This window comes from Pandoraea pneumonica (assembly GCF_902459645.1).
Lineage (GTDB): Bacteria > Pseudomonadota > Gammaproteobacteria > Burkholderiales > Burkholderiaceae > Pandoraea > Pandoraea pneumonica.
This window is the reverse complement of the sequence record NZ_CABPSK010000001.1, coordinates 589,025-612,461: the sequence shown is the minus strand read 5'-3', so window position 1 is coordinate 612,461 and position 23,437 is coordinate 589,025. Positions and strand designations below refer to the sequence as shown.

General features: G+C 62.5%; 21 protein-coding genes. 7 read left to right on the top strand and 14 right to left on the bottom strand.

The annotated features are described in order from the left end of the window. The first annotated feature begins 10 nt into the window (after positions 1-10). Positions 11-1,624, top strand: a complete 1,614-nt coding sequence (locus PPN31114_RS02745) for a hypothetical protein (RefSeq protein ID WP_150677955.1) — start codon at positions 11-13, stop codon at positions 1,622-1,624. Between the two features lie 44 nt (positions 1,625-1,668). Here the strand turns inward: PPN31114_RS02745 and PPN31114_RS02740 are convergent, their stop codons facing one another. From PPN31114_RS02740 to PPN31114_RS02700, 9 genes are all read right to left on the bottom strand, one after another. Further along, the gene (locus tag PPN31114_RS02740) at positions 1,669-3,081 is read right to left on the bottom strand and encodes an amino acid permease (RefSeq protein WP_150677954.1); all 1,413 of its coding nucleotides are present in this window, start codon (positions 3,079-3,081) and stop codon (positions 1,669-1,671) included. Between the two features lie 224 nt (positions 3,082-3,305). Beyond that, complete coding sequence (locus tag PPN31114_RS02735; RefSeq protein ID WP_174987610.1) at positions 3,306-4,535, bottom strand: porin; 1,230 nt, start codon at positions 4,533-4,535, stop codon at positions 3,306-3,308. A gap of 99 nt (positions 4,536-4,634) precedes the next feature. Continuing rightward, positions 4,635-5,540, bottom strand: a complete 906-nt coding sequence (locus tag PPN31114_RS02730) for a dihydrodipicolinate synthase family protein (RefSeq protein ID WP_150677952.1) — start codon at positions 5,538-5,540, stop codon at positions 4,635-4,637. A gap of 82 nt (positions 5,541-5,622) precedes the next feature. Continuing rightward, a complete protein-coding gene (locus tag PPN31114_RS02725; RefSeq protein ID WP_150677951.1) occupies positions 5,623-6,561 on the bottom strand; it encodes an alpha/beta hydrolase in 939 nt (312 codons plus the stop codon). Continuing rightward, on the bottom strand, positions 6,561-7,322 hold the full coding sequence (locus PPN31114_RS02720) for an ABC transporter ATP-binding protein (RefSeq protein ID WP_217426930.1): 762 nt from the start codon (positions 7,320-7,322) through the stop codon (positions 6,561-6,563). Before PPN31114_RS02720 ends, PPN31114_RS02725 begins: the two co-directional genes overlap by 1 nt. Before the next feature lie 86 nt (positions 7,323-7,408). Next, a complete protein-coding gene (locus PPN31114_RS02715) occupies positions 7,409-8,152 on the bottom strand; it encodes an ABC transporter permease (protein WP_150677949.1) in 744 nt (247 codons plus the stop codon). Positions 8,153-8,180: 28 nt separating this feature from the next. Beyond that, a complete protein-coding gene (locus PPN31114_RS02710; protein WP_150677948.1) occupies positions 8,181-8,726 on the bottom strand; it encodes a VOC family protein in 546 nt (181 codons plus the stop codon). A gap of 76 nt (positions 8,727-8,802) precedes the next feature. Next, positions 8,803-9,828 (bottom strand): ABC transporter substrate-binding protein, encoded by a 1,026-nt coding sequence (locus tag PPN31114_RS02705; RefSeq protein WP_150677947.1) that lies wholly within the window; start codon positions 9,826-9,828, stop codon positions 8,803-8,805. Positions 9,829-9,865: 37 nt separating this feature from the next. After that, entirely contained in the window at positions 9,866-10,822 is a 957-nt protein-coding gene (locus PPN31114_RS02700; protein WP_150677946.1) for a fumarylacetoacetate hydrolase family protein, read from the bottom strand. Positions 10,823-10,981: 159 nt separating this feature from the next. Here PPN31114_RS02700 and PPN31114_RS02695 point away from each other — a divergent pair, with 159 nt between their 5' ends. Further along, positions 10,982-11,965, top strand: coding sequence for a 2-hydroxyacid dehydrogenase (locus tag PPN31114_RS02695; protein WP_174987607.1), 984 nt, complete (start codon positions 10,982-10,984; stop codon positions 11,963-11,965). A gap of 148 nt (positions 11,966-12,113) precedes the next feature. Here PPN31114_RS02695 and PPN31114_RS02690 read toward each other — a convergent pair whose 3' ends face one another. The 3 genes from PPN31114_RS02690 to PPN31114_RS02680 form a co-directional block, all read right to left on the bottom strand. Next, positions 12,114-13,916, bottom strand: a complete 1,803-nt coding sequence (locus PPN31114_RS02690) for an LVIVD repeat-containing protein (protein ID WP_150677944.1) — start codon at positions 13,914-13,916, stop codon at positions 12,114-12,116. A 72-nt stretch (positions 13,917-13,988) separates the two neighbouring features. After that, complete coding sequence (locus PPN31114_RS02685; RefSeq protein WP_150677943.1) at positions 13,989-15,038, bottom strand: porin; 1,050 nt, start codon at positions 15,036-15,038, stop codon at positions 13,989-13,991. Positions 15,039-15,284: 246 nt separating this feature from the next. Continuing rightward, entirely contained in the window at positions 15,285-15,752 is a 468-nt protein-coding gene (locus tag PPN31114_RS02680) for a VOC family protein (RefSeq protein WP_246182371.1), read from the bottom strand. A gap of 278 nt (positions 15,753-16,030) precedes the next feature. Between PPN31114_RS02680 and PPN31114_RS02675 the strand changes: the two genes are divergently transcribed. From PPN31114_RS02675 to PPN31114_RS02655, 5 genes are all read left to right on the top strand, one after another. Further along, positions 16,031-16,681 carry a GntR family transcriptional regulator gene (locus tag PPN31114_RS02675; protein WP_150677941.1) on the top strand — a complete coding sequence of 217 codons (651 nt, stop codon included), beginning with the start codon at positions 16,031-16,033 and terminating at the stop codon, positions 16,679-16,681. Between the two features lie 312 nt (positions 16,682-16,993). Beyond that, a complete protein-coding gene (locus PPN31114_RS02670) occupies positions 16,994-17,494 on the top strand; it encodes an inclusion body family protein (protein ID WP_150677940.1) in 501 nt (166 codons plus the stop codon). 69 nt (positions 17,495-17,563) lie between these two features. Next, the gene (locus PPN31114_RS02665; protein WP_150677939.1) at positions 17,564-18,061 is read left to right on the top strand and encodes an AidA/PixA family protein; all 498 of its coding nucleotides are present in this window, start codon (positions 17,564-17,566) and stop codon (positions 18,059-18,061) included. Between the two features lie 229 nt (positions 18,062-18,290). Further along, complete coding sequence (locus PPN31114_RS02660) at positions 18,291-19,517, top strand: amidohydrolase family protein (RefSeq protein ID WP_150677938.1); 1,227 nt, start codon at positions 18,291-18,293, stop codon at positions 19,515-19,517. A 160-nt stretch (positions 19,518-19,677) separates the two neighbouring features. Next, positions 19,678-20,517: a bifunctional allantoicase/(S)-ureidoglycine aminohydrolase gene (locus tag PPN31114_RS02655; protein ID WP_150677937.1), complete on the top strand. Its 840-nt coding sequence runs from the start codon at positions 19,678-19,680 to the stop codon at positions 20,515-20,517. Positions 20,518-20,616: 99 nt separating this feature from the next. Here PPN31114_RS02655 and PPN31114_RS02650 read toward each other — a convergent pair whose 3' ends face one another. Both PPN31114_RS02650 and PPN31114_RS02645 read right to left on the bottom strand, forming a co-directional pair. Beyond that, the gene (locus tag PPN31114_RS02650) at positions 20,617-21,507 is read right to left on the bottom strand and encodes a LysR substrate-binding domain-containing protein (protein ID WP_150677936.1); all 891 of its coding nucleotides are present in this window, start codon (positions 21,505-21,507) and stop codon (positions 20,617-20,619) included. 118 nt (positions 21,508-21,625) lie between these two features. Beyond that, entirely contained in the window at positions 21,626-23,308 is a 1,683-nt protein-coding gene (locus PPN31114_RS02645) for a gamma-glutamyltransferase family protein (protein WP_150679112.1), read from the bottom strand. Positions 23,309-23,437: the final 129 nt, after the last annotated feature.

Genomic DNA, 23,437 nt, shown 5'->3' with positions numbered 1-23,437 from the left:
CATCCCCCCGATGACGTCGCTGACCAATCTCACGAGTCTGAATACCCTGAATGTCCTGAGTAGCGGGATCACCAGCGCGAACAACAGTGCGGTAACGTCGCGCGCTGCCGCTGCGAGCGCCGTGCCGACGGCCACTCAGAATGACAACGCATCCGTTCCGGAGTCGACACGCGTCACGCTCTCGCCCGCCCCTGTCGTCGCCAACTGGCCCACTTACAGCCAACCGACGCTCAACGGTGGGACGCTCACGTGGCAGCACGCCCTGTCCGATCCGCTGTCGTTGTTGATGTCGGGCAACGTCTCAACCTCCGCGTTGGGTAATCGTCTCGAACACTTGGGCTCCGGTCTGTTGACGGCCATTGCGAACGGCAGCGCCTCGTACAACCAGACAGTGCTCCGTTCAGGCTTGACTGGCCCAGCGACCGGCACCGAACTCGCCGTGCAGCAAGCGCAATTGCAAACTCACGCTGACAATCAGTTCGCACTGACGATCACCACGGCAAGTGGCGCGAAGGTCAACATCAGTCTGGGGAGTAGCGACGACGGCCTGGCAGCGTCGTTCTCCGTCGCCAAAGGCACGCTGACGGACGCGGAACGCAACGCCATCGGCCAACTCGCCGATGCGTTCCAGAACGCCATCACTGGGCTGGCGAAACAACCGCCCACGGTGGATTTCAGCGAATTGACGGGTTTCGATACGTCTGTCCTGACGTCGGTCGATCTCAACGCCACGCTGGGTGCCAACAAGAGCACCGCACCGCAAACGTTCGCGTTTCATGCCGACGCCACGGTGCGCTCGCTGAGCGCAAGCGGCCCGACCGGCACGTTCGACGTCAGCGTCGATCTGTCGGATCTTCAAGTCATCGGCAGCAAGCAGGCACAGGCCGATGCGCTCGACGCATGGCTAACCCGCTTCGATAGCGCGCAAACACGCGGCAATGGCGACGCGTCGTTGATGACGATGTTCAAGTCGGCGTTTACAGCGCTGAACAGTCATTACCCGCCAGCACCTTCCATGCCGCGCATTGCGCTTTCCGGTGCCGACCGCACGGCGCTCAGCGGTCTGGCCGACTTCTCGGCATCGATCTCGCAAGCCAACAGCACACCGAATCCGATGCGCCCTAGCGAGGTCGATGGGTTCAATTATCGAATTTCACAGCAGACGGCCATCGGCGGCAAAGACTGGCTCAACCGCACCATTTCGCAGCAGACGCGGGCGGATTTGAGCGCGAGTTATCACCGCTCGCTCTGGCCCGGCGTGCCGCTCAATCTCACGACCGATCCGAAGTCGCAGAATTACGAATACGTGACAGTGCAGGATTCGGCGCAAAGCACCACGAACATCGGCTATCGCGACGGCTTGCTTGCGAACGCCCAAGTGAGCCGCTCGGCCAGCCAGTCGATGAACGTCAAGCGCTACGAGTTGGCCAAGCTTGTGAGCGACGTCACCACGCCCGCCTCGGCCTCGCACGTCAGCAATCTCATGACGCTCTTGCAGTCGGCCATGCAGCAGGAAATCGGCAAGTCGGCGAGCGACAACGCCAAGGCAACCACCGATAATGCGGCGCGTCAGGCCGTTCAATCCCGCACGGCACTGGAAATCGACCCGGCCAACATCTCGTAAGACTGGCCGGGTCTTCAAACAGCGGGGGAAAGCGACGCCGCGCGTCAGTTCCCCTGCCCTTGCATTTCACCCGCCGTGGCGGCCACGGCGCGCTTGCGGTACCACACGAAATACACCACCGACAGCGCCACGATGAACGGCACGCCGTAGACCAGCGTCATGCGGAACTCGTCAGTGAAGTACGTCGTGACGAGCGTCGCGAGCATCAGCAATGCGCCCGTCAGGCTCGCATACGGATACCCCCACATACGGAACGACAGCGATTTCGCCTCGTGGCGACGGCGGAAGTACAGGTGCGTCACGAAGATCATCAACCACGTGAACATCGCGCCGAACATCGAAACCGACATCATCAGCGTGAACGACGCTTGCGGTGCCATGACGTTGAGCGCCACGGCAAGGGCAATGCCGATGGTCGACAGCAACAGCGCCGCGACCGGCACGCCATTGCGGCTCACTTCACCGAAGCGGCGCGGCGCGTAGCCCGCACGCGACAGGCTGAACATCATGCGCGTGGTGATGTAGAGCTGGCTGTTCATGGCGGAAAGCGCCGCAACCAGAATCACCAGATTGATCACGCCCGCTGCGCCCGGGATGTGCGTCGCCGCCATCACCTTCACGAATGGGCTGCCGTCTTCGCCCGCCGCGCTCCACGGCACGATGGCCAGCGTGAGCGCCAGCGTCAGCAGATAGAAGAACACCAGACGGAACATGGTCGCGCGAAACGCCTGCGTGATCGCGCGCTGCGGGTCTTGTGCCTCACCTGCGGCCACAGCAATCATCTCGATGCTCAGATAACTGAAGATCGACACGATCACGGCCACCCACATGCCCCACGCGCCCTTCGGGAAGAAACCGCCGTGCGACGTGTAGTTGGCAATACCGATGCCGCTCTCAGCCGGCGCACGGAACACCACGTACGCGCCGAGCATCAGGAACGCCACGATGGCCACGATCTTGAGCATCGAGAACGCATACTCGACCGCGCCAAACACCTTCACGCTCGCCGCGTTGATGCCGATCAGCCCCGCCGAGAAACCGACGATCCAATACCAGCCTGGCACCGCCGGGAACCAATACTTCATGTACACGGCGATGGCCGTGACTTCCGTGCCCACCGCGAACACGATCGACGACCAGTACGCGTAGCGCACCAGAAAGCCCGCCAGCGGCCCGATGTAGTGTTCTGCGTAAGCGCCGAACGAACCCGACGTCGGGTGCTTTACCGTCATCTCCGCCAAGCAGCCCATCAGCAACAAGGCAATGGCGCCACCGATGGCGTAACTCAGCAGCACGCTCGGGCCAGCAAAGCCAATGGCAAAGGCGCTGCCCAGAAACAGCCCCGTGCCGATCGCGCCGCCAATGGCGATCATCGACAACTGGCCGCTCGTCAGGCCGCGATGCAGGCCCTTCTCGCGCTCGACAATGCTGTCGAAGCCCGGTTTGGTTGTACTCAATTTCGTCTCCTGTTCTTCTGTCTTTCGGTACTCACGCCTGTGCGGCGTCAGGTTGCTGCGTGGCGGGCCATCGCATCATCGATAAGGAATGCGAATGAAATTCGTCCACTACCGTGATGGCAAGTCTAGTCAGCCGTTTTCGCTCTGTACAATCAACAAATCGTCGGTGGGTATGGGGTTTGGGAATAGCTGACGTCAGCCGTTTTTGCGCATAAAACCCGCACTCAAAAACTGTGTTCCATGCCGACGCCCACGCCTCGGTAATGCACGCCCGGCGGCGCGTTTCCGCCGTTGCCGGAAATCGGGCGCGGCGAGAACCCGTAGCTGCCCCATGCACGGTTGATCACTTGGTAATAAGCGACGTACACGTCGGTGCGCTTCGAGAAGTCATAGCGATAGCCAAGGTTCATCTGCGTCGCGCCCAGCGCGTCGGTACTGCACGCTGCCCCACCCGTGCGCGAACACGCCCCATTCATCGCGTAGCCCCCGCCAATCCACACCGAATGCCGCCCGCCGCCGAACCAGTGCTGCACCATCGCGTAGACGGCGTCGCGCCGATAGCGATTCAAGTTGCCGACGGTGCCGTCGTCGGTGCGGTACGTCAGACGGTCCCAGCCCGCGACCCATTTCGTTCCCGCATAGGTGAACGTAATGAGCACCTTGTGTGCGTCATCGCTCGACCCGGTGGCCTTTGAACCGGCGTTGGACGGGTTGCCCGATGCGGGGGCGCCCAGCCAAGCCAACCCGAAGTAATCCTTGTGCAACTCGTAGGCGTAGCGCACACGCAGCGGCCCGTTCAGGTATTCGAGGCCTGCACCGAATACCTGCGGCGAGATGTCTCCGGCGGGTGTTGCCACCTTGCCGTTCGATGGCGAGTAAGAGAACCGCAGATGCAGCCCATTCCAGTCTGGCGTCCAGTACTGAATGCTGTTGCCTTGGCGGCGGTTGAACGTCGCGTCGGCCGACGTGTTGGTGCGGCCTGAGAGCGTCGTCGTGTTCGGCACATTGAACCCGGGGTTGCTCAAGATCGTGCTCAGATCGCCCGTATACGGATTGCGCACGGGCGAGCCGACCGACAGCGTCGACCATTGGTACGGGGTATCCCAGTTGCCCAGAAACACCGTGCCGAATGGCCCCGCCAACCCCACGTTCGTGTTGCGGCCCGCGATGGCGACACCCGACTGCTTGCCGTCGATGGACACCGGCGTCTCGATCTGCCAGATGGCGGAGTACCCGTCGCCGAGATCCTCTTTGCCCCGCATGCCGAAGTACGAAATGCTCGACAGCATGCGGGTGCTGCTCGCCTCCCCGACGTTGATCGCACCCGCCGGGGCCTGCGTCGGACGCGGCGTCCCCGCCGGGACATGGCGTCCGCTCACGCTGACCCAATCGGTCATGGGCGTGAGCAAGCCGTAAATCTGCACTTGCGCGTGCGACATCTCGTACGCGCTCATGCCAAGCACGACACCCAGCACACGTGCCCCGGCGCGCCGAGCCACCGCGCGCCGACGCCCATGTCCACTTTGATACCGCAACGCGCCGCGCATGGCCGGTCAGCCCGGCAACGCGAAACCGCACGCCGCCAACTGCGCGTGCAATGCCGTGTGTTGTGCGTCGCTCAGCTTTGATAACGGCGGGCGCAGTTGTGCCCACGCTGCGTCGTCGCGCTGCGAGGCAAGCACCGCCTTGAGCGCCGGAATCATCGGGAACGACTGCACGACGCTACGCACCGCGTCGGCCTGTGCTTGCAGCGCCGGGCCGTTCTCAGCCGACCAATCACGACACAGTTGACCGATTACGGCCGGGTTGATGTTCACGGTGGCGGAAATGCAGCCCTTCGCCCCCTTCGCGGAAGCACGCGACACGAGCGACTCCGATGCGGGGAAAATGCCAAAGCCCGGGAACGCATCGAGCATTGCGCTCAGGTTCTGCCAATCGCCGGAGCTGTCTTTAATACCGACGACAATGCCCGGGAAGTCGCGAATCAATCGTTCGATCACTGGCAGCGTGATAGGCACGCCCGAGAGTGCCGGGATGTGGTACAGGTACAGCCGCAGACGGGCATCGGCCACCGCGTCGATCACCCGCGCGTAGTAGCTGTAGAGCCCGTCGTCGGTAATGCCTTTGTAGAAGAACGGCGGCAGCATCAGCACGCCTGCGCAGCCGCGTTCGACGGCGTGACGCGTGAGCGTTACGGTTTCCGGCAGCGAACAACAGCCGGTGCCCGGCAACATGCGGCGCGTGTCCAGCCCGGCGTCGATCAGATGATCGAGCAAGCCGATACGCTCTTGCGTGCCCAATGAGTTCGCTTCGCTGTTCGTGCCGAACGGTGCGAGACCGACGCCGTGAGACAGCAACCATTCGCAATGCGCGAGAAAACGGGGGGCATCCGGCGTCAAATCCGCGTGAAACGGCGTGACGACGGGCGCAAACGCCCCGGTCAATGCTTGATCGACCATGACAGTTCCTTGGAGGTAGGGAAAGAGGTGTTGCGCTGCCTGATGTCCGAAATGGGTTCAGATCAGGCAGGCGCGGACCGCATCAAGGCGATGGGTTGAGTTCGTGCAGGAATTGCAGAATTTCGCGACCGAGGGCGTCGTCCCCCGTATCGATATGGGCAACCACCGACGTATGGTTGTGATCGCGCACCTGCACCAGACGCGGGGCGCATTTGTCGCGCTGCGACACGCGATGGCAAAACTCGAGCGCGTACGTATCGAGATGGGGATTCTCGAACTCGGCGATGACGACCATCGCCGGCACGGGCAGCGCGTCGGCATGGGCCATGGGCGCGTCCGCCTCATAACGCGATGCGTCCGCACCGTAATAAGCCACCACGCCGGGCGCGTTCGGATTGTCGGGCAGCACATCCGCACGCAAACGCGCGCTGATTAGTACCGTGCCCGCTACTTCCGGCGTTGCAGGACGCAAACGCGGGTCGCACAAGTAGCTGGCCACGTGCGAGCCGCCCGCGGAATGGCCGATGAGCAGAATGCGCGACAGGTCAGCACCGCCCTGCCCCGCATATTCGCCAATGTGCTGACGCACCCAGCGCATCGCGTCGGCCACGTCCTGCGCACCGCCGGGGAAAGCTGCTTCCGGCGCAAGACGATATTCCACGTTCACCGCGATGCAACCGTGACGCGCGAAGTAGCGCGGCACGTTGCCGTAGATCTGCGTGTTGGCGTTCATGTCTCCGCGCACGAACCCGCCGCCGTGCACGAAGACCACGACAGGCATCGGAGCATCGGGTAACGGATTGGGCCGGTACACGTCGAGCCGGTGCCGTGGGTGCGCACCGTAAGCGAGATCGCGCACCACGTCATAGCCGTCGGTACTCGACTTCGCGAGCAGCGGCGTGTACGCGTCGAGTACGGCGCGACGCCCGGCGCCAATGTCGTTCGCCCACACCGGCCCGAGGGCGCGCATCAACTCGCGCACCACTTGCCATTCCGTCGCAGCAGACGTTACCGGCGACATCAATACACTCCCATCAGCTGCGAAAGCTGGGCGATATACCCGGCGTAGCGCGGGTGCTGCTTGATCGTCTGCGGTGCGCGCGGGCGCGGCAGGTCGATCGTCACTTCTTCGACGATCTTGCCCGGGCGTGCCGACATCACGATCACGCGATCCGACAGGAACACGGCTTCTTCGATGCTGTGCGTGACCAGCAACACCGTCTGCCGATGCTCTTGCCAGATACGCAGCAACTCGACGTTCAGGTTGTCGCGCGTGAGCGCATCGAGGGCACCGAACGGCTCGTCCATCAGCAAGACTTTCGGCTCGAGCGCGAGGATCTGGCCGATCGACGCGCGCTGGCGCATGCCGCCCGACAACTCATGCGGATGATGGTCGGCGAACTGCGACAGCCCCAGCATGTCGAGCAGCGCCGCCACGCGCGGTTCGCTCTTTTCCTTCGGAATTTTGCGCAGGCTGGTGCCGAGCAGCAGGTTCTGCCGCACAGTCAGCCACGGCAGCATGTTGCTCGTCTGGAAGACCACGCCGATCTCCGGCACCGGACGCGACACGCGCTGCCCGGCCACGCGAATCTCGCCGCCGTCGTGCGGCACCAGCCCCGCCACGATGCGCAACAGCGTGCTCTTGCCGCAGCCGCTCGCGCCAAGAATCGACACGAACTCCTGATCGGCAATCGACAGCGACACGTCGTCGAGAATCTTCACCGGGGCCGACTTGCGCGCCTTGCCTGCGAACGTCTTATCAATGTGGCGAATCTCGATCATCGCGTCGCCGGTCTGCGCCGACGGCGCGCGCTCGGTGCTTGCCGAATGGGCGGCCTGCGCCGCCGTGTGCAATTTCGTCACGGTATTCATACGTTGATCCCTCGCCACCAAACCATGCGCGCGAGGCGCTCGATTCCCCAATACAGCACCACGGCCAGCAACGTCACCATCAAAATCGCGGCGAACATCACGTCGGTGCGTGCCGCCGCCGACGCGAACACGATCAGGTGTCCGAGCCCTTCTTCCGAGCCGATGAACTCACCGACGATGGCACCGATCACCGCCAGCGGCATGGCGATCTTGAGCCCGTCGGCAAACGCGGGCAGCGCGGCGGGCAGATAAAGCCGCCAGAACGTGTCCCACGGGCTAGCCCCCAACGCGCGGAAGTGCTCGTCGAGGTTGCGTGCCACCGACGCCAGACCACCCATCGTGGCCACGACCACCGGGAAGAAGGCGAACAGGAACGTGGACGCAAGCTTGGACGCGAAGCCATAGCCGAACCACACGATCATGAGCGGCGCGAGCGCGATCTTCGGCATGCTTTGCAGCGCCGTGACCAGTGGGTACAGCGTGCGGCGCGCAAAAGCGCTGTAGCTGATGACCACGCCGATCAGCAAGCCACCGGCGACCGCGGCCACGAAGCCCGTGAGCACTTCAACGGTCGTGACCCACGTGTCGGACAGCATCTGCGGATGCACTTCCCAAGCGGCGCGAAAGATCGCTGACGGCGGCGGCATCAGGTACGACTGCACCTTGAAGTACGACACGGCCAGTTCCCACAGGGCGAGCAGCACGCCCCAAAATACGATCGTCTGTGCGATGCGTTTCATGTGATGTCTCCTCCAGATCGCCGGCGCGTTATGCTTTGCCGCCCGACTTATCCTTGACCATCCCCGGCGGGGGCGGCACCACGAAACGCTCGAAACGGAACCGGTCGAAGCTCTCGATGTTGCGCTCCCACACCTTGGCTTCGTACGGATGCTCGGCGTCGATCTGCGTCATCTCGCAATACAGTTCGACGTTGTTGCCATCCGGATCTTTGAACACGAGGAAGTAATTCGCCCCCGGGCCATGGCGGCCAATGCCGCGCACGATCTCGACGTTGTGCGCACGCAGCACGTCGACCGCTTTCTCCATTTCTTCCACACTCTCGACGAGGTACGAGAAGTGCTCCATGCCCGGACGGCTGTATCGCGGCAGATCGTCGATGTCGGGCGAGTTCTTCGGAATTTGCGAGAGCGCCAGATCGTGGTGATCGGTGCCGGCACGCAGGAACACCATTTGATCGTCGATCCAGTCGGATACGGTCAGGCCCAGCACTTCGGTGTAGAACTTCACCGACTTCTGGATATCGCGCACGACCAGCACCAGATGGCCGAGACGCTTGGGTTTGAGGCTTGTCATCTCCACTCCTTGCTTTGCTTCTATTCGGGGGCTTGCGAGGGGTATTACGTGATTACGCGAGGATTACCGGGGTGCCTCACTCGACGAACTGGTTGGTGTAGATATCCGTCGCCTTGAGCGTTGCGGGCAAGTTGAAGGCTTCGCGCACGAACTTCGCGGTTGCCTCCATACGCGGCACGGGCAGCCAGCCGGGTTTGTGACCCTTGGTTTCCGCGTCGCCCTCAAGACCGTTGATCTGCTTGACCTGTTCGAGCATCACCTGCTTATCGAGCATCGGGTACTGCGATGCGATGACGGCAGCCGACTCTTCCGGATGCTCACGCAACCAGGCGTAGCCGCGATACGTCGCCTGCACGAAGCGGCGCACGACGTCGGGCTTCTGCTTGATCATCGTCTCGGTGGTCACGAGACCGTTGCCAACCATATCCAGCCCGAAATCACGGTAGCGCAGCATGCCGATCTCGCGGCCCTGCTTCGCCGCGAGCGAGCGCAGCACCGGCAGGTTCGCGCCTTCCCAGCATTCGGTCAGATCGACGCGGCCTTGCAGGAACGACGGGTTGATGGTCGACGGATCGAGTCGCAGCAACTTCACCGACGTCGGCGGCAGGCCATTGGCCTTGAGCCACGCCGGGACGATGTTCTGCAACGGCGATGCCCCGCCGCCGCCCATCGTCAAGCCCTTGAGGTCGGCCGGTTTGGCAATGGTGCGCCCCGGTTTGACGAGGTAACAGATGGCGCCGGGCCACGCCACGTTGACCGAGCCGACCATCACCGTCTTGCCGCCCTGCGCGCGATTGAGCATCACGCTGATCGGGTCGCCATAGCCGAAATCGAACAAGCCCTGATCGACTTCGTTGACGGTGCGTTGCCCGCCATGACCGACCACGGCCGAGACGTCGAGCCCGGCTTCTCGGTAAAAGCCCTTGTTGATGGCGACCAGCACGCCGCCGGTACTGCCCTGCGGCAGCCACGAGAGGTTGAACTTCACTTTCTCCTGCGCGGCGACGGGGGTCGCCCACAGGGCGCTCACGCCCACAGCTCCGATGCTTCCGACACATGCGAGCGCCGTCCACCAGCGCTTAGCCCACTGCCACTGCTGCATTGCTGCCTCCTCCTGGCCGCCGCTCGAGCGGCCTTTTTTATTGACGCTGTGCCACGACGCGGTTCTCGATGGCGCCAATGCCCTCGATACCCGCCACCATCACGTCACCCGCCTTGAGATACACGCCACGTCCCATGCCCACGCCGGTCGGCGTGCCCGTGGCGATCAGGTCGCCGGGCTTGAGCGTAAGGATGCCTGACAGGTAAGCGATCTGCTCCGCAATGTTGAAGATCATCCCTGCCGTCGTGTCGTCCTGCATCGACTCGCCGTTGACCGACAGCGTCATGCGCAGGTTCTGGGGATCGCGAATGACGTCGCGCGGCACAAACCACGGCCCCAGAGGAGCGAAGGTATCGAAACTCTTGCCGCGAAACCAGTCGTGCGTAAACGGATAGTCGGTGCGGCGGTTGAGATCTCGGGCGCTCACGTCGTTAATCACGGTGTAACCGGCGATCCACTCGTGGGCTTGCTCCACCGAGATGTGGCGGCCCGGACGGCCAATCACCACGGCCAGTTCGACCTCCCAGTCGACGCGCTCGGCATGCGGCGGCAGCACCACGTCGGTGTTGGTGGCGGTCACGCTCGTCTCGGCTTTCATGAACATGTACGGCGAGCTTTCGCTGCGTGGCGCGAGCTTCGTGCCCATTTCTGCCGCGTGTTCGTAATAGTTCGACGCCGTGGCAAAGATGCGACCCGGCTGATACGGCACGCACAGGCGGTACTGATTCGTTTCCAGCGCGCCGACTTTGCTCACCACCCCGGCGTCGAGCGCCTGACGCACGGCCGTCATCACGGTCTCGCCATGGACATACCAGTCGGAGAGCAACGCCGTCAGATCCTGCGCAGCCAGCAGGCCATCGTCGTTGCCCGCGCCCGTGTGGCGCAGCACCGCTTCCAGGTCATAAAGACGGCCATGTTGCACCAGCGCCGTACGGCGATCAGCACCGGCGCCCGGGGCCAGCGATTCATAAGTTGCAATACCAAACCAAGTCACGCCTATCTCCTTGTCTTCTTACTCAGATTCGATGTCGATAACACACATCGGTTGTCTTTCTTATTGCTCTATGAACATACAATACATAGCATATGTATACATGGCAAATGATTTGTATTTTATTTTTCAATCCTTCACTACGTAGCGATTAAGGCACCCATGACCGATGCTCCCCTGATGCTCAACCTCATCTCGCTGGCCCCACAGGCACGTGCGCAACTGCTTGCCGCCGGGGTGCGTTTGCACGACCTCGACCTGCGCCGGCCATCGATCGAACCTGTCGATCTGGCAGCCCTCGCATCAGCCCGTCTGGTGCTCACCAACGGCACGACCGGACTGACGGCGGCGCAGATGCAAGCCATGCCGCAGCTCGAACTCGTTTGCGCTTTCGGCGCCGGGTTCGAGAACATCGACGTCGCCGCGGCAACGGCGCGCGGTATTTCTGTCGGGCACGCCCCCAACACGAACGGCGAGACGGTGGCCGATCACGCGCTGGCGCTGATGCTTGCCGTGGCACGCGGATTGGTCACGCTCGACCGCGCCGTCAAAGCCGGGGGCTGGGAATCGCACCGTTCGCCGCGCCCGACGCTCAACGGCGCACGGCTCGGCATCGTGGGCCTTGGCAACATCGGTCAGGCCATTGCGCTGCGCGCAGCGGGCTTCGGCATGTCGATCGGGTATCACACGCGCTCGGCACGCACGGACTGTGCATGGCAGCACTACGGCAACGTCGCCGAGTTGGCGCGCGATAGCGACTTTCTCGTACTGGCCTGCCCCGGCGGACCGGCCACGCACCATCTGGTCAATCGCGACGTGCTGGTCCAGCTCGGCCCCAAGGGGTTTCTCGTGAACGTGGCGCGCGGCAGCGTAGTCGATACCGTGGCGCTGATCGAAGCGCTGTGCGACGGCGTGATTGCCGGTGCCGCGCTCGACGTGTACGAGACCGAACCCGAAGTGCCGTCGGCGCTGCGCATGCTCGAAAACGTGGTGCTCACACCGCACGTGTCCGGCCGCTCGCCTGCGGCGTTGCAAGCCCAGATCGATGTCCTGCTCGGCAACGTGCGCGCCCATCTCGCCGGCGAGCCGTTACCCGCTGCCGTGAACGCCATCGTTCCCGTTCACAGCAACAAAACGTTCGGATAAAAAAAGAAGCGGGCAACCGGGAGACCATCGGAGGTTGCCCGCCTTAACACTTCACTTTGGAGGCCCTGTGAAGTCGTCAGCGGTGGAGGCACGCATTGCCGGTCTTCGCCGGTGCGTGCCCCACGTCACGCTAAATCGCACGTAAGAGTTACCGTGCAGGCCAAGGCTTTGCGGGGGCCCCCATCACCGGCTCGCCCAGCAGCGGGCTCGACAGCGCGTAGGCACCGTTCTCGGTGAAGGCCCACATGATGTTGCGGTCGTACTCGGTGTACATCGCGAACACACCCTTACCCAGCGTGTAGACCGGCAATTCGGTCTCGTCGGCCAGGCCCGGCACGAAGTAACCGGCAATGGTCGGCTTGGCCGGATCCTTCACGTCGAAGATCTGCACGCCTGCGCTGTAGAACGAGTACGGCACGATGCCCTGACGCCACGTACCCGGCTGCCCGATCGAGTTCGAGCGCTTCGGACCGTAGTTGCCGCCACGCTGGCAGAAGCTGGTGAACGGCGCGCCTTCAGGAATCGCCGGCTCCGGCAGTTTGGCTGCGACCTTCATCTTGGCCGGGTTACGCGCGTCGACCACGAAGATGTCCTTGTACGGCTCGTAGCAGTCGCGGTTCATCGGGTAGCCGCTCGTGAGCACGTAACCGGTGCGCTCGTATTGGCTCACGTCCGCGTTGTCGTACTCGGTACCGGCAAAGCTCGGGGGCGTGTTCACATTGCCCATCACCTTCGGATGTGCCGGGTCGGAGAGGTCGAACGACCACAGGCCCAAACCACCCATCGCGCCGAAGCCCACCTTGCCGCCCTGCTCCAGCGGCTTGGGCAGGAAGATCGGCATACGCGAGCCCATCCACGACGTGCGGTTGCCTGCGCGGGCGTTCTGGAGGTACGCCTGTTCATGCTCGGTGTTGCCGAGAATCTGGCCGGGGACCGAAATTTGCGAGACGAACTTCGGGTTGGCCGGGTCCGACATATCCCACACCTGATAACCCGGCGAGTACAGATAGTTCGGGTATTCGGTGAGCGCGTAGCTATCGTCCGGTGCAGCCGACAAGATCATGTACTTGCCGCCGTAGAACTCCGGCGAGTCGAGCGAACCAGAGCCGCGCTGTTCGCCCACAGGGGCGTTCGGGCGCGTGTAATCGGTGGTGCGCGTAGCGATCAGCTTCCAGTCGGACGGCAGCGGGCCATCCATCTCGAACACCTTGAAGCCCTTCAGATCGTTGTAGTTACGCTGTGCGGCAACCTTATCCGGCTGCTTCGACTTGTCCGTCATCAGGCCGTAGCGGCCGATTTCGAACGACGCCACGAGAATCGGCTTGCCGAGCTTCTTGCTCCAGACGATGGTCGCGCCGCCCAGATAGTCGTGCACGTTGTTCGGGTCGAACTTCTCGCTCGATCCCTTCGGGCCCCACACGCCGCCCTTCGAAAACACAACCTTGCCGTTGGCCGGATCGGTCACATCCATGATGCGCAGGTAATCGCGGTCATGGATGTACAGATAGCGCTTACCGTTGAAGTCGGCGATGTTGTTCCACGCGTGGAACGGCGAATCGACGCCCGGATAGAAGGCGAGCACCTTCACGTTCTTGGTGTAGCTCTTCTTATCCCAGTACGGCAGTTCGCCCGGGAATTTCTGACCGGTGTGCACTTCCGGCGTGGCCTTCGGCCAGATGAACTTGCCAGTCGCCGGGTCCATGCCGTAGTCGACGCCCGGCTTGAGCGGCTTCGGTGAACGATCGGGCGTGAGGCTCAACCATCCCGCCAGATACGGATCTTTGACGTTCGGCGTACCGGGGGTGCCGGTCGGTTGTGCCTCGGGCTGTGCTGCCGGTGCGGCAGCAGGCGTGGCTTCCGGTGCCGATGCGTGAGCGGCCAGCGTCATCGTCAGCGCAGCGAGTACCGCCGTGGCGGTGAGCGATACGCTGAGTGTGGGCTTGCGAAACATGTCTTCCTCCTTCGTTTCAAAGTCTTCTCGCCGGCACTACGCGTGCCGGCGGCGTGGATTCAGGTAGTGCGATCAGAAGGCGTGCCGGATACCCAGTTGCAGACCGGACGGGTTCTGGTTGCCCAGCGGCGTGACCTGGAACGTGACCGGGTAATGCACCGTAGTGTCGTTGCTGTGCTGAATGTGAGCGAACGTCGCGTAGAGCGTGGTGCGCTTCGACATGCCGTACATGTAGCCGATCACGAAGCCGTTGGCGTTCGAGAGCGCCTTGTTGTCGTCGTCTTGACGATGGACAAAGCTCGCGTAGAAGCGATGGCGATCGGTCAGTGCGTAACGCACACCGGCTTGCACGTCCCAGCCGCGCACATTGAATGCGACGTACGGCGGGTAGGCGTAGTAGCCGTTGTAGGTGTGATAAATCAAGGTCGGCTCGACGCTGCCCCACTTATACGTTGCAGCGAAGTAGTTATCGCGCGACGAATGGATCTGGCTCGCCGAGTAGATGTCGCGGGTGTATTGCAACTCGCTCACGGCGCCGAGGAAAACACCGCCGTTGCGGTATTCGAGCGCGGCTGACAGGAAGCGCCCGGCGCGCGTGGTATCGCCCACGCCCGTGGTCGCCATGAAGCGTGCCGTCAGGCCGTAAAAGGTCGGCGATTTGTACTGAATGGAGTTGTCGACGCGGTACGACGCGTAGAAGAACTCCATGTTGTTGACCATACTGAAGTCGGCCGCCCAGCTCGGGTCGGCGTAGCCAGCAATCCAGTACGACGGCGTGAATTGACGGCCCAGCGAAATTTCACCCCACGGGCCCTTAAGGCCGACAAACGACTGACGCGCCTGTGCCGACTGCGTGCCGTTGTTCGCCGAGAACATCGGCTCGTAGGTGAAGAAGGCGCGATTACCGCCGCCCAGTTCTTCGAAGCCGCTCAAGTTGAAGCGAGAGTTGTTCAAGCCACCGCTCGACATGCGCGTGACCTTGCCGCCATTCGCGCCCGACTGCCACAACTGCTCGATGTTCAAGTCCACAAAACCCGAGAGCGTGACGCCTCCGGATGCTTGCGCGTAGGCGCCCCCCTGCATTGCGCCCAGTAGCAATGCACATAACACTCGCTTCTTCATGCCGTCTCCTGAGAATTCTCGTTTTATTTGCGGCGCCCCTTGCTGGGTGTCTGCCGCTCGCCCGTTGTATGTATACAATCTTTCGAATGATTATACATAGCAAAGAAATTGAATTTCTACCGCTATTTGCTTATACAAACGGGCTATTTTTTTATAGCGGGTTACCCCTGATATACGGTGGCCGCCGCCGGCACGTGCTGGCCGGCGGGGAGTTTGCGCCCCGGCGATGGCGGCGCGTCGTACGGATCAAAGCCCCTTGCGGTCGGCTTGCAGACCTTCGTGGCGAAGCTTGGGCGCGTCGTCCTTGCCCGTGCCGTCCTTAGAAGCGCCGCCCCAGCCGTGTGCGGTGACGTCGAAGATCACGCCATTCGGATCGAAGAACTTCACTTCGTAGAAGATGTTGCTCTTCACCGGCACTTCGCCCATGTAGTAGCGCCCGCCTGCGGCTTCGATCTTCGCGCGCGCGGCTTCGACGTCTTCCACCCAAATGCCCATGTGGTGCAGGCCCACGAACTCGCGGCCACGGTCGCCCGCGGCTTCGTCGTTCTTGTAGTTGAGCAGCGCGAGGTTGATGACGCCGTCCGATAGGTACACGCCGCGGGCAAGCGACGAATCGGTTTCACCGACTTTCTTGAAGTCGAACGCCTGCATATAGAACTCGGCCGCCTTCCACGGATCGGGTACGGAAAGCGCGATATGACGCAGTTTGGCCATGATGGAATGTCTCCTTCTGATGGATAGGTCACAGCTGTGACGAAATGGGGTTTGCCGAACGTCGGCAAACTCACATGTATACTATCTCAGCAAATTGCATCCCAAAATGCATTTTTGAATACAACAACATCACAACCCCCAACAAATCTCCGGTCCATTCCCTTGGAATGCGGCGTCAGGCCACAAATCCGGGAAAAAATACCCTTATAATCCGCATGTATACAATCCGAGCCAACTCAAGAAAAAAAATGCACGTCCACGGAGCGAGATAACTAACCATGGCCGAAACCATTGCCGCACGAATCTGCCGGGAGCTGACCGATGAGATCATCGACGGTCGTCTGCCGCCAGGACGCAAGCTGGAAGAAGTTGTGCTGGCCGAGCGCTTCAAAGCCTCGCGCACGCCCATTCGCGAAGCGCTGCGCGAGCTCAACGCCCGCGGCCTGATCGAACTCACCCCGCACAAGGGCGGGGTTGTCGCCAGCATCAGCGTCGACGATCTGTCCGACATGCTCGAAGCGATGTGCGAACTCGACGCGCTGTGCTGCCGCCTGAGCGCGCAGCGTATGAGCGCCATGCAGAAGAAGCAGTTGGAAATGCTGCACGTCCAAAGCAAGCAATGCATGGACGCCGGTGACGAAGCCGGTTATCTCGCGCTCAACCGCGAGTTTCACCAGTTGCTGAGCGCGGGCACGCAGAACAAGACGCTGATGGCCCTGATCGACAATCATCGCGAACGGCTGGCCCCGTTCCGGGCCGCGCAGTCCGACGTCGAAGAGCGCTTCACCGTTTCGTTCGACGAACACGAAAAAGTGGTCGAAGCCGTACTCGCGTCAGATGCCGAAGGCGCCTATAACGCCATGCGCAGCCACACGGCGCGGTTGAGCATTCACGTACTCGACCGCCTGCAACACAGCCGCAAGCCATAAGCCGTAAGGCGCAACGTAAGCCTCCCCAAATACCCGCCCGGACCGCTCAAGTCCGGGCGGCGTCGTTTCAATCCGCCGTTTTGTAGTGTTCGACAGACGTCCCGCCACGACTTGCGAAGCCAACGTTCACCACGTATTGCCCGCAAACGTCGCCTATGAGTCTCAGTGCAGTGCAACGCCGATAGGTTGTTGCACGCTCTCCAGCCTTCTAGCTTCCACAAATGAAACGCGAGGCATCGCTTTTTGCCCCGCGCCGCGCCCGTCGTCTCTCAGATTGACGGCATCTCGCTCTACCCTTTTGTGGAGACTCATATGTCTGAAGTTACTGATGTCCTCGTCGCGATCGACACGAAAGCCGTTCTCGATCGGTATGGCAGGAACAGCAGCATGTCGAACCCGCCGCTCATCGACGCCAAGCACGTGTTCATGATCGTCACGCAGAAGAACGTCGTCAGCGGCCAAGCCGGGGGCGAACTCGATGTTGCCGCCCGCATCGGCGACGTGATTCGTTGGCGCGAGAACTCCCTCTCGCTGGGTTTTGAAGAGTCGTGCATCTTCTATAAGTTCGTGAGCAGTCAGGTCAAGTTGATCTCCGATCCGTCGCCGCGCGAAGCCGAAGTCAAGATTCCCGTGCCGAATCCGGACGACCCGTCCCATCCGAAGAAGCAACAGGTATCGAACTACTTCTGGTCTTGCGAAACGCTCAAGACCGGCCGCGTGACGTACCACTTCCAGTTCCAGATTCTGGATCGCAGCGGCAATCTCTGCGGCTGCTATCAATGGGATCCGTTCATCAGCATTCGTAACGACTAAGTCCCATCAGTTCGCGATCCGCCGCTTGGTGGATCGCGAAACCCCACGCCCCATGGCAAGGAATGCACCATGTCCAAAGACCAGCCGCCTCACACCTGTGAATCGAACGCCGCCGGTGCCTCGGTATTGCTCGTCATCGATACTGCGGCGCTGCTCGCCGGTGAGTCCGAGCCCACCTGTTGCTACGCGCTGTGTACGGGCATGGATTCGCTGCTGATCCGCAACGATGGACAACTCCACCTGAATGCCTTGCCCGGTGAACAAGTGCGCGTGCGTTGGTCCCCGACCTCAGTGCGCGGCGAGCAGACGGTACTGCTTAACGTGCAGTTGGCTGGTGACGATGTGCTCGCGAACCTAACGATGCAAACGAATCCGGCGGCCATCGTCCGCGTGCCGCAGATGGGAGAGCCCGCCGAACTCGAAGCGCAACCGGCACACGACGCGTTCTGGCAACTCGACGTTGCCGCCGAAGGCAGCGTGGAATTGACGCTTCAGGCCATCGTGACGGATCGCGACGCGGCAATCGCCGGTACGTTCGAATGGCCACTAAGCATTGTTGTCAGCTGAACTCATCTACCGCGACATCTGAGTGCTGCTCATGTATTTAGAAATCCAATGCCGCCCATTCTGATATTTAATTTGTCGATGTGCGGTCCGTTCGCTATCTTGTAAGTCTTTCCCCGCAGTTCATTACCCCACGAGACCCCGCGGCGCCATTGCGCCAACCCTAGCCAACGCTATCCAACGGGAAGGCAGGCAGCGCCAGCGAGGCCCCGGGCAGCACAGAGGCCGCTCCATGACTCACCGTGTTTTCGTTGGCGCCGTTGGTGCCGACGGCCAACCCCTCCACCTCGCCACGCGCGACGGACGCTTCACCTACGTCGGCCCTCAGGCACCGGAAACCCACGGCGCACAAGTCATCGATCTGCAAGGCAAGCTGGTCCTGCCCGGTTTTGTCGATGGTCATATTCACCTCGACAAGAGCTTTCTCGGCGACCGCTGGCGCCCGCATCGCCCGGCAGCCACCTTGCGTGATCGGCTGGCCGCAGAAAAGGAAGAGATCGCTGCTGCCGCACCGATGACACAGCGCGCCGACGCCCTCATGCGTCAATGCGTCGCCTTCGGCACGGTTGCCATGCGCTGCCATGTCGACGTCGACGCAAGCACGAACCTGACGCACCTGCATGCCGTGATGGCCATGCGCGACCAGTGGCGCGACCTGCTCGACATCGAGCTCGTGGCCTTCCCGCAGGCAGGCGTGATGACTTGCCCGGGAACTGCCGAAGTCCTCGAAGCCGCCGTTCGCGAAGGCGTGCAGGTCGTGGGTGGCATCGATCCGACGACGCTCGACGGCGACGCACAAGGACAACTCAGTGTGGTGTTCGGCATTGCCGAGAAGCACGGCACGAAGATCGATATTCATCTGCACGAACCCGGCGAGACGGGTCTCGCGCAATTGCACCGCATCGCGGCGCGCACGCAGGCCGCTGGTTTGCAGGGCCGCGTGTCGGTAAGCCATGCGTATGGACTGGGCGATATCGGCCTCGCGGAACTTGACGTGATCGCGCGTGCGCTGGCCGATGCCGGTGTGTCGATCATGACCAACGCCCCTGGTGACCGCGCGTTCCCACCGATTCTGCGTCTGCGCGAAGCGGGCGTGCGCGTGTTCACCGGCAACGACAATATTCAAGACAGTTGGTGGCCGTACGGCAACGGCGACATGCTGCAACGCGCGATGCTCATCGGCTATCGCTCAGGCTTCTATACCGACGAACATCTGCAAGTCGCGCTCGACATGGCGACGCATGCGGCCGCTGCTGTCATCGGCAAAGCCGATTACGGTCTGCGCGAAGGCAACGAAGCGAGTTTCGTCGTGTTCGATGCACCGAATGCCGCCGCTGCCGTAGCTGCCGCGCCGGCGGCCCGCGCGGTGATTCGTCACGGACGTTATTGGGGCGGCCCGGCGCAGCTTGCGCTCGACCCCGCCCTATTGAAGGACACAGCAGGGTCCACCCCGACCTGACTGTCATGCGCGATGCCGGGCCTGCGCGAGGTCACGGCGTCGCTAGCGTTCGTCGCGCCGAGGTGAAGCCCGCTGTGCGCGCCCCCAAGCGCAGCGTGTAACCACGGCAATCAAAGACGAACGATGGGGAGAAAAACTAGCGTCATCAGGAGTCAATGGAATGTCGAAGACAACGTATTACGCACCGCACGGCGGGCATCCGGCGCAAACGGAACTGCTCACCGACCGCGCGATGTTCACCGAAGCGTACGCCGTCATCCCGAAGGGTGTGATGCGCGACATCGTGACGAGCCACCTGCCGTTCTGGGACAACACGCGTCTGTGGGTGCTGGCCCGTCCGCTCTCGGGTTTTGCCGAGACGTTCGCGCAATACATCATGGAAGTCGGTGCCGGTGGTGGTAGCGACAAGCCCGAGCAAGACGACAAGGCCGAAGGCGTGCTGTTCGTCGTCGAAGGCGAAATCACCGTCACGATTCAAGGCAAGGCCAACAAGCTGACGCCGGGCGGCTACGCGTTCATCCCGCCCGCTACCGACTGGCAAGTGCGCAACCAGAGCCAGAGCACGGCGCGCTTCCACTGGGTTCGCAAGCACTACCAAGCCGTGGAAGGTCTGCCGTATCCGGAGCCGTTCGTGAAGAACGAGCAGGACGTGGAACCGATTCCGATGCCGGGCACCGATGGCCGTTGGGTCACGACGCGCTTCGTCGACATTCAGGACATGCGCCACGACATGCACGTGAACATCGTGACGTTCCAGCCGGGCGGCGTGATTCCGTTCGCCGAAACGCACGTCATGGAGCACGGCCTGTATGTGCTCGAAGGCAAGGCCGTCTACCGTCTGAATCAAGACTGGGTGGAAGTCGAAGCCGGTGACTTCATGTGGCTGCGCGCGTTCTGCCCGCAAGCTTGCTACGCCGGCGGCCCCGGCCCCTTCCGTTACCTGCTGTACAAGGACGTCAATCGTCACATGAACCTGACGCTGGGCGCACAACCGCGCTAAGCCAGGCGAAGTCTCACGCGTCTGTGCGTGAGCTTCGATACAAAAAGCCGGTCGGCAATACGCCGCACCGGCTTTTTTGCGCCTTGGAAAACCGAGGCGTCACTTCGCTGAACGCGTCTTCGACTCCAACATACCGACCAGCACCTTCGCTAAGGCTTTGACCATTGGGTCGGCCGTGGGCCGGTGAAAGATCGCCAACTCGAACGTGTCGACCACGGGCAACCCCTGGGCACGCCCCAGCACGACATGGCCAGGCAGCACCGCACGCGGCGGCACCAGACTGATGCCCATGCCGTCGGCCACCGCCCCCTGAATGCCGCTCAGGCTCGAACTGGTGAAGCTGATGCGCCAGTTGCGCCCCATCGCTTCGAGCGCATTGATCATGTCGTCGCGGTAAAGGCCGCGCGTCGGAAACGTGACGAGCGGCACGGGGTCGAGGGCGAACGACGGGTGCGTCGCGCTATCGATCCATGCGAGCTTCTCCGGTCGGCACGCCACCGATTCCCGGCTGTTGCGCCGCTGTTTGACCAGCACGAGGTCCAGTTCGCCGTGATCGTAGCTGCCGAGCAAGTCGCGGCTCAGCCCGCTCGTGACTTCGAGTTTGACTTGCGGATACTGCCGATTGAAGCCCGCAAGCACTTGCGTCGTCGCGCCCGTGGCGAAATCTTCCGGCACGCCCAGACGCACCGTCACCGCCACCACCGCGCCGGAAAGCGCCTCGAACATCTGATCGTTGAGCGCCAGGATCTGACGGGCATAGCCGAGCAGCATTTCACCGGCGTCGGTGGCGTGCACTTCGCGATTGCCCCGGTCGAGCAGCTTGTGGCCGACCATGTCTTCAAGACGGCGCACCTTCTGGCTCACGGTGGATTGCGTCGAGTGAAGGCGCGCGGCCGCCGTGGTGAAACTGCCGCAGTCGGCCACCATGATGATCGAGCGCAACAGATCCAGATCGAAAAGCGGTCGATTCGATTTCGCACTGCCAGCCATAGTCACTATTTGATTTATCGATAGGCAGTGGATCTTGTATCACGCACGACGAGTGCCCGACAACTGGGGTTTCCGGCGTTGTCGGGCACATCGTCATACGTTTGCGGATGTCACACGCTCACACACCCAATGCCCGCCCGTCGCTGCGTGGGTCGTGCGCGCCGCTCATCTGCCCTTGCGCGCTGATGCGAATTGCCCCGGGGTGCCCGGCAAGCTGGCTTTGTGCAGGCAATGCGCTCATCTCGTGCCCGCGAACGGCCAATTCCGTGAACACAGCGGCCCCAGCGTCCTGTTCGAGCTTGAGGCTATCGCGGCTATCCGAGAACGTCTTGCCGAGCAGAAAGCGCGGACGGCCGAGTGCCGTCAGCGGGTCCATGCCGTAGTCGATCAACCGGGTTAGCACTGCGGCGAGCGTCTGCGGCTGGCCATCGGCACCTTGCGTGCCGTACAGCAGGCTCGGGCGCCCTTGCTTGAGATAGATGCCCGGATTGAGCGTATGGAACGGTCGCTTGCCGGGCTGCAACACGTTCGGGCTGCGCGCATCGAGACTGAACGACGCGCCACGGTTGTGCCACAACACACCGGTGTCGCCCAGCACCACACCGCTGCCCCAGTCGAAATAGACCGTTTGCAGCATGCTCACGCAATTGCCTGCGGCGTCCGTCGCGCCGATATAGACGGTATCGCCCGTTTTGTAGACATGCGGCCACGGCATCGCACGATCCATGCGGATGCTGCGCGCGTGCGCATCGAGCGACGCACTCGAGAGCATGCGATCGAGCGGCACGTCGACAAAGTCCGGGTCGGCCACGTAGCGGTTGCGATCGATGAAGGCGAGCTTCACCGCTTCGACCAGCACGTGATAGTAATCCGCGCTCCCCTCCGGCATCGACGCCAGATCGAAGCGATTGAGAATTCCCATGATCTCCAGCGTCGTCACGCCCTGTGTGGGCGGACGCAGGCCAAGCAACTCGCCATCGCGATACGCCACGCGCAGCGGCACTTCCTCCCGGGCTTGCGTGCGAGCGATATCGTCTAGCGTCAGCGGCGAGCCGACTCGCTTCAACCCCGCCGCGACACGCGCCGCCAAATCGCCTTCGTAGAACTCGCGCCCGCCATGCGTGGCGATGCTATCGAGGCTTCGTGCCAATGCGGGCTGCACGAACGTTTCGTCTGCTTGCGGAATGCGGCCGTTGGGCATGTACACCGAGGCGAACCCTTCCCAACTCGCCAATTCCTTTGCGCGAAGCGTTTGCCAGAAATGCTGCGACGGCGTGACGGGAAAGCCATTGGCGGCGTATTCCGTGGCGCGAGAGAACAACGACGACCACGCCTGCTTGCCGCCCCATTGCGTGCGGCCGAACTCGTACGCTTTCTCCCAGATAGCGACGGTGGCCGCGGTCGTCAACGCAGCGCCCGGGCCGCGCACCGGAATCTCTCCTTGATACGCCGGCAACTTGGCCGCCGACTGCCCGATACCGGAGAGCGTGCGCACGTTGCCGTCACGGTCGCTGATGACCATGAAGGCATCGCCGCCCAGCCCGGTGAAATGCGGATACGTCACGGCAAGCACGGCGCCGATAGCGATAGCGGCTTCGATAGCGTTGCCACCGGCGCGCAACACTTCCAGCCCGGCCTCGCTGGCCAACTCGTGCGGACTGGTCACCATGCCGCGTGTCGACTGCGCCAAGCGAGGGTCGCCACGGGAGGCAGGCACGGCCACGACCGCGTCGGCGACGCCCGCAGCTTCTGCCGTTGCCACAGGCAGCACCGCACTGCTCGCGAGCGCCGCCGTACTCATCAGAAAATCGCGGCGCGTGGTACCGCCGTCTCTTGTCGTGCCAAGTTGTGTCGTCGACGGCCCTGTGGCCGTTTTTCCTGCGAACGTCATACCGCCTCCCTGCGTGGTGTTTTCTCGCGGCGGGGCGCG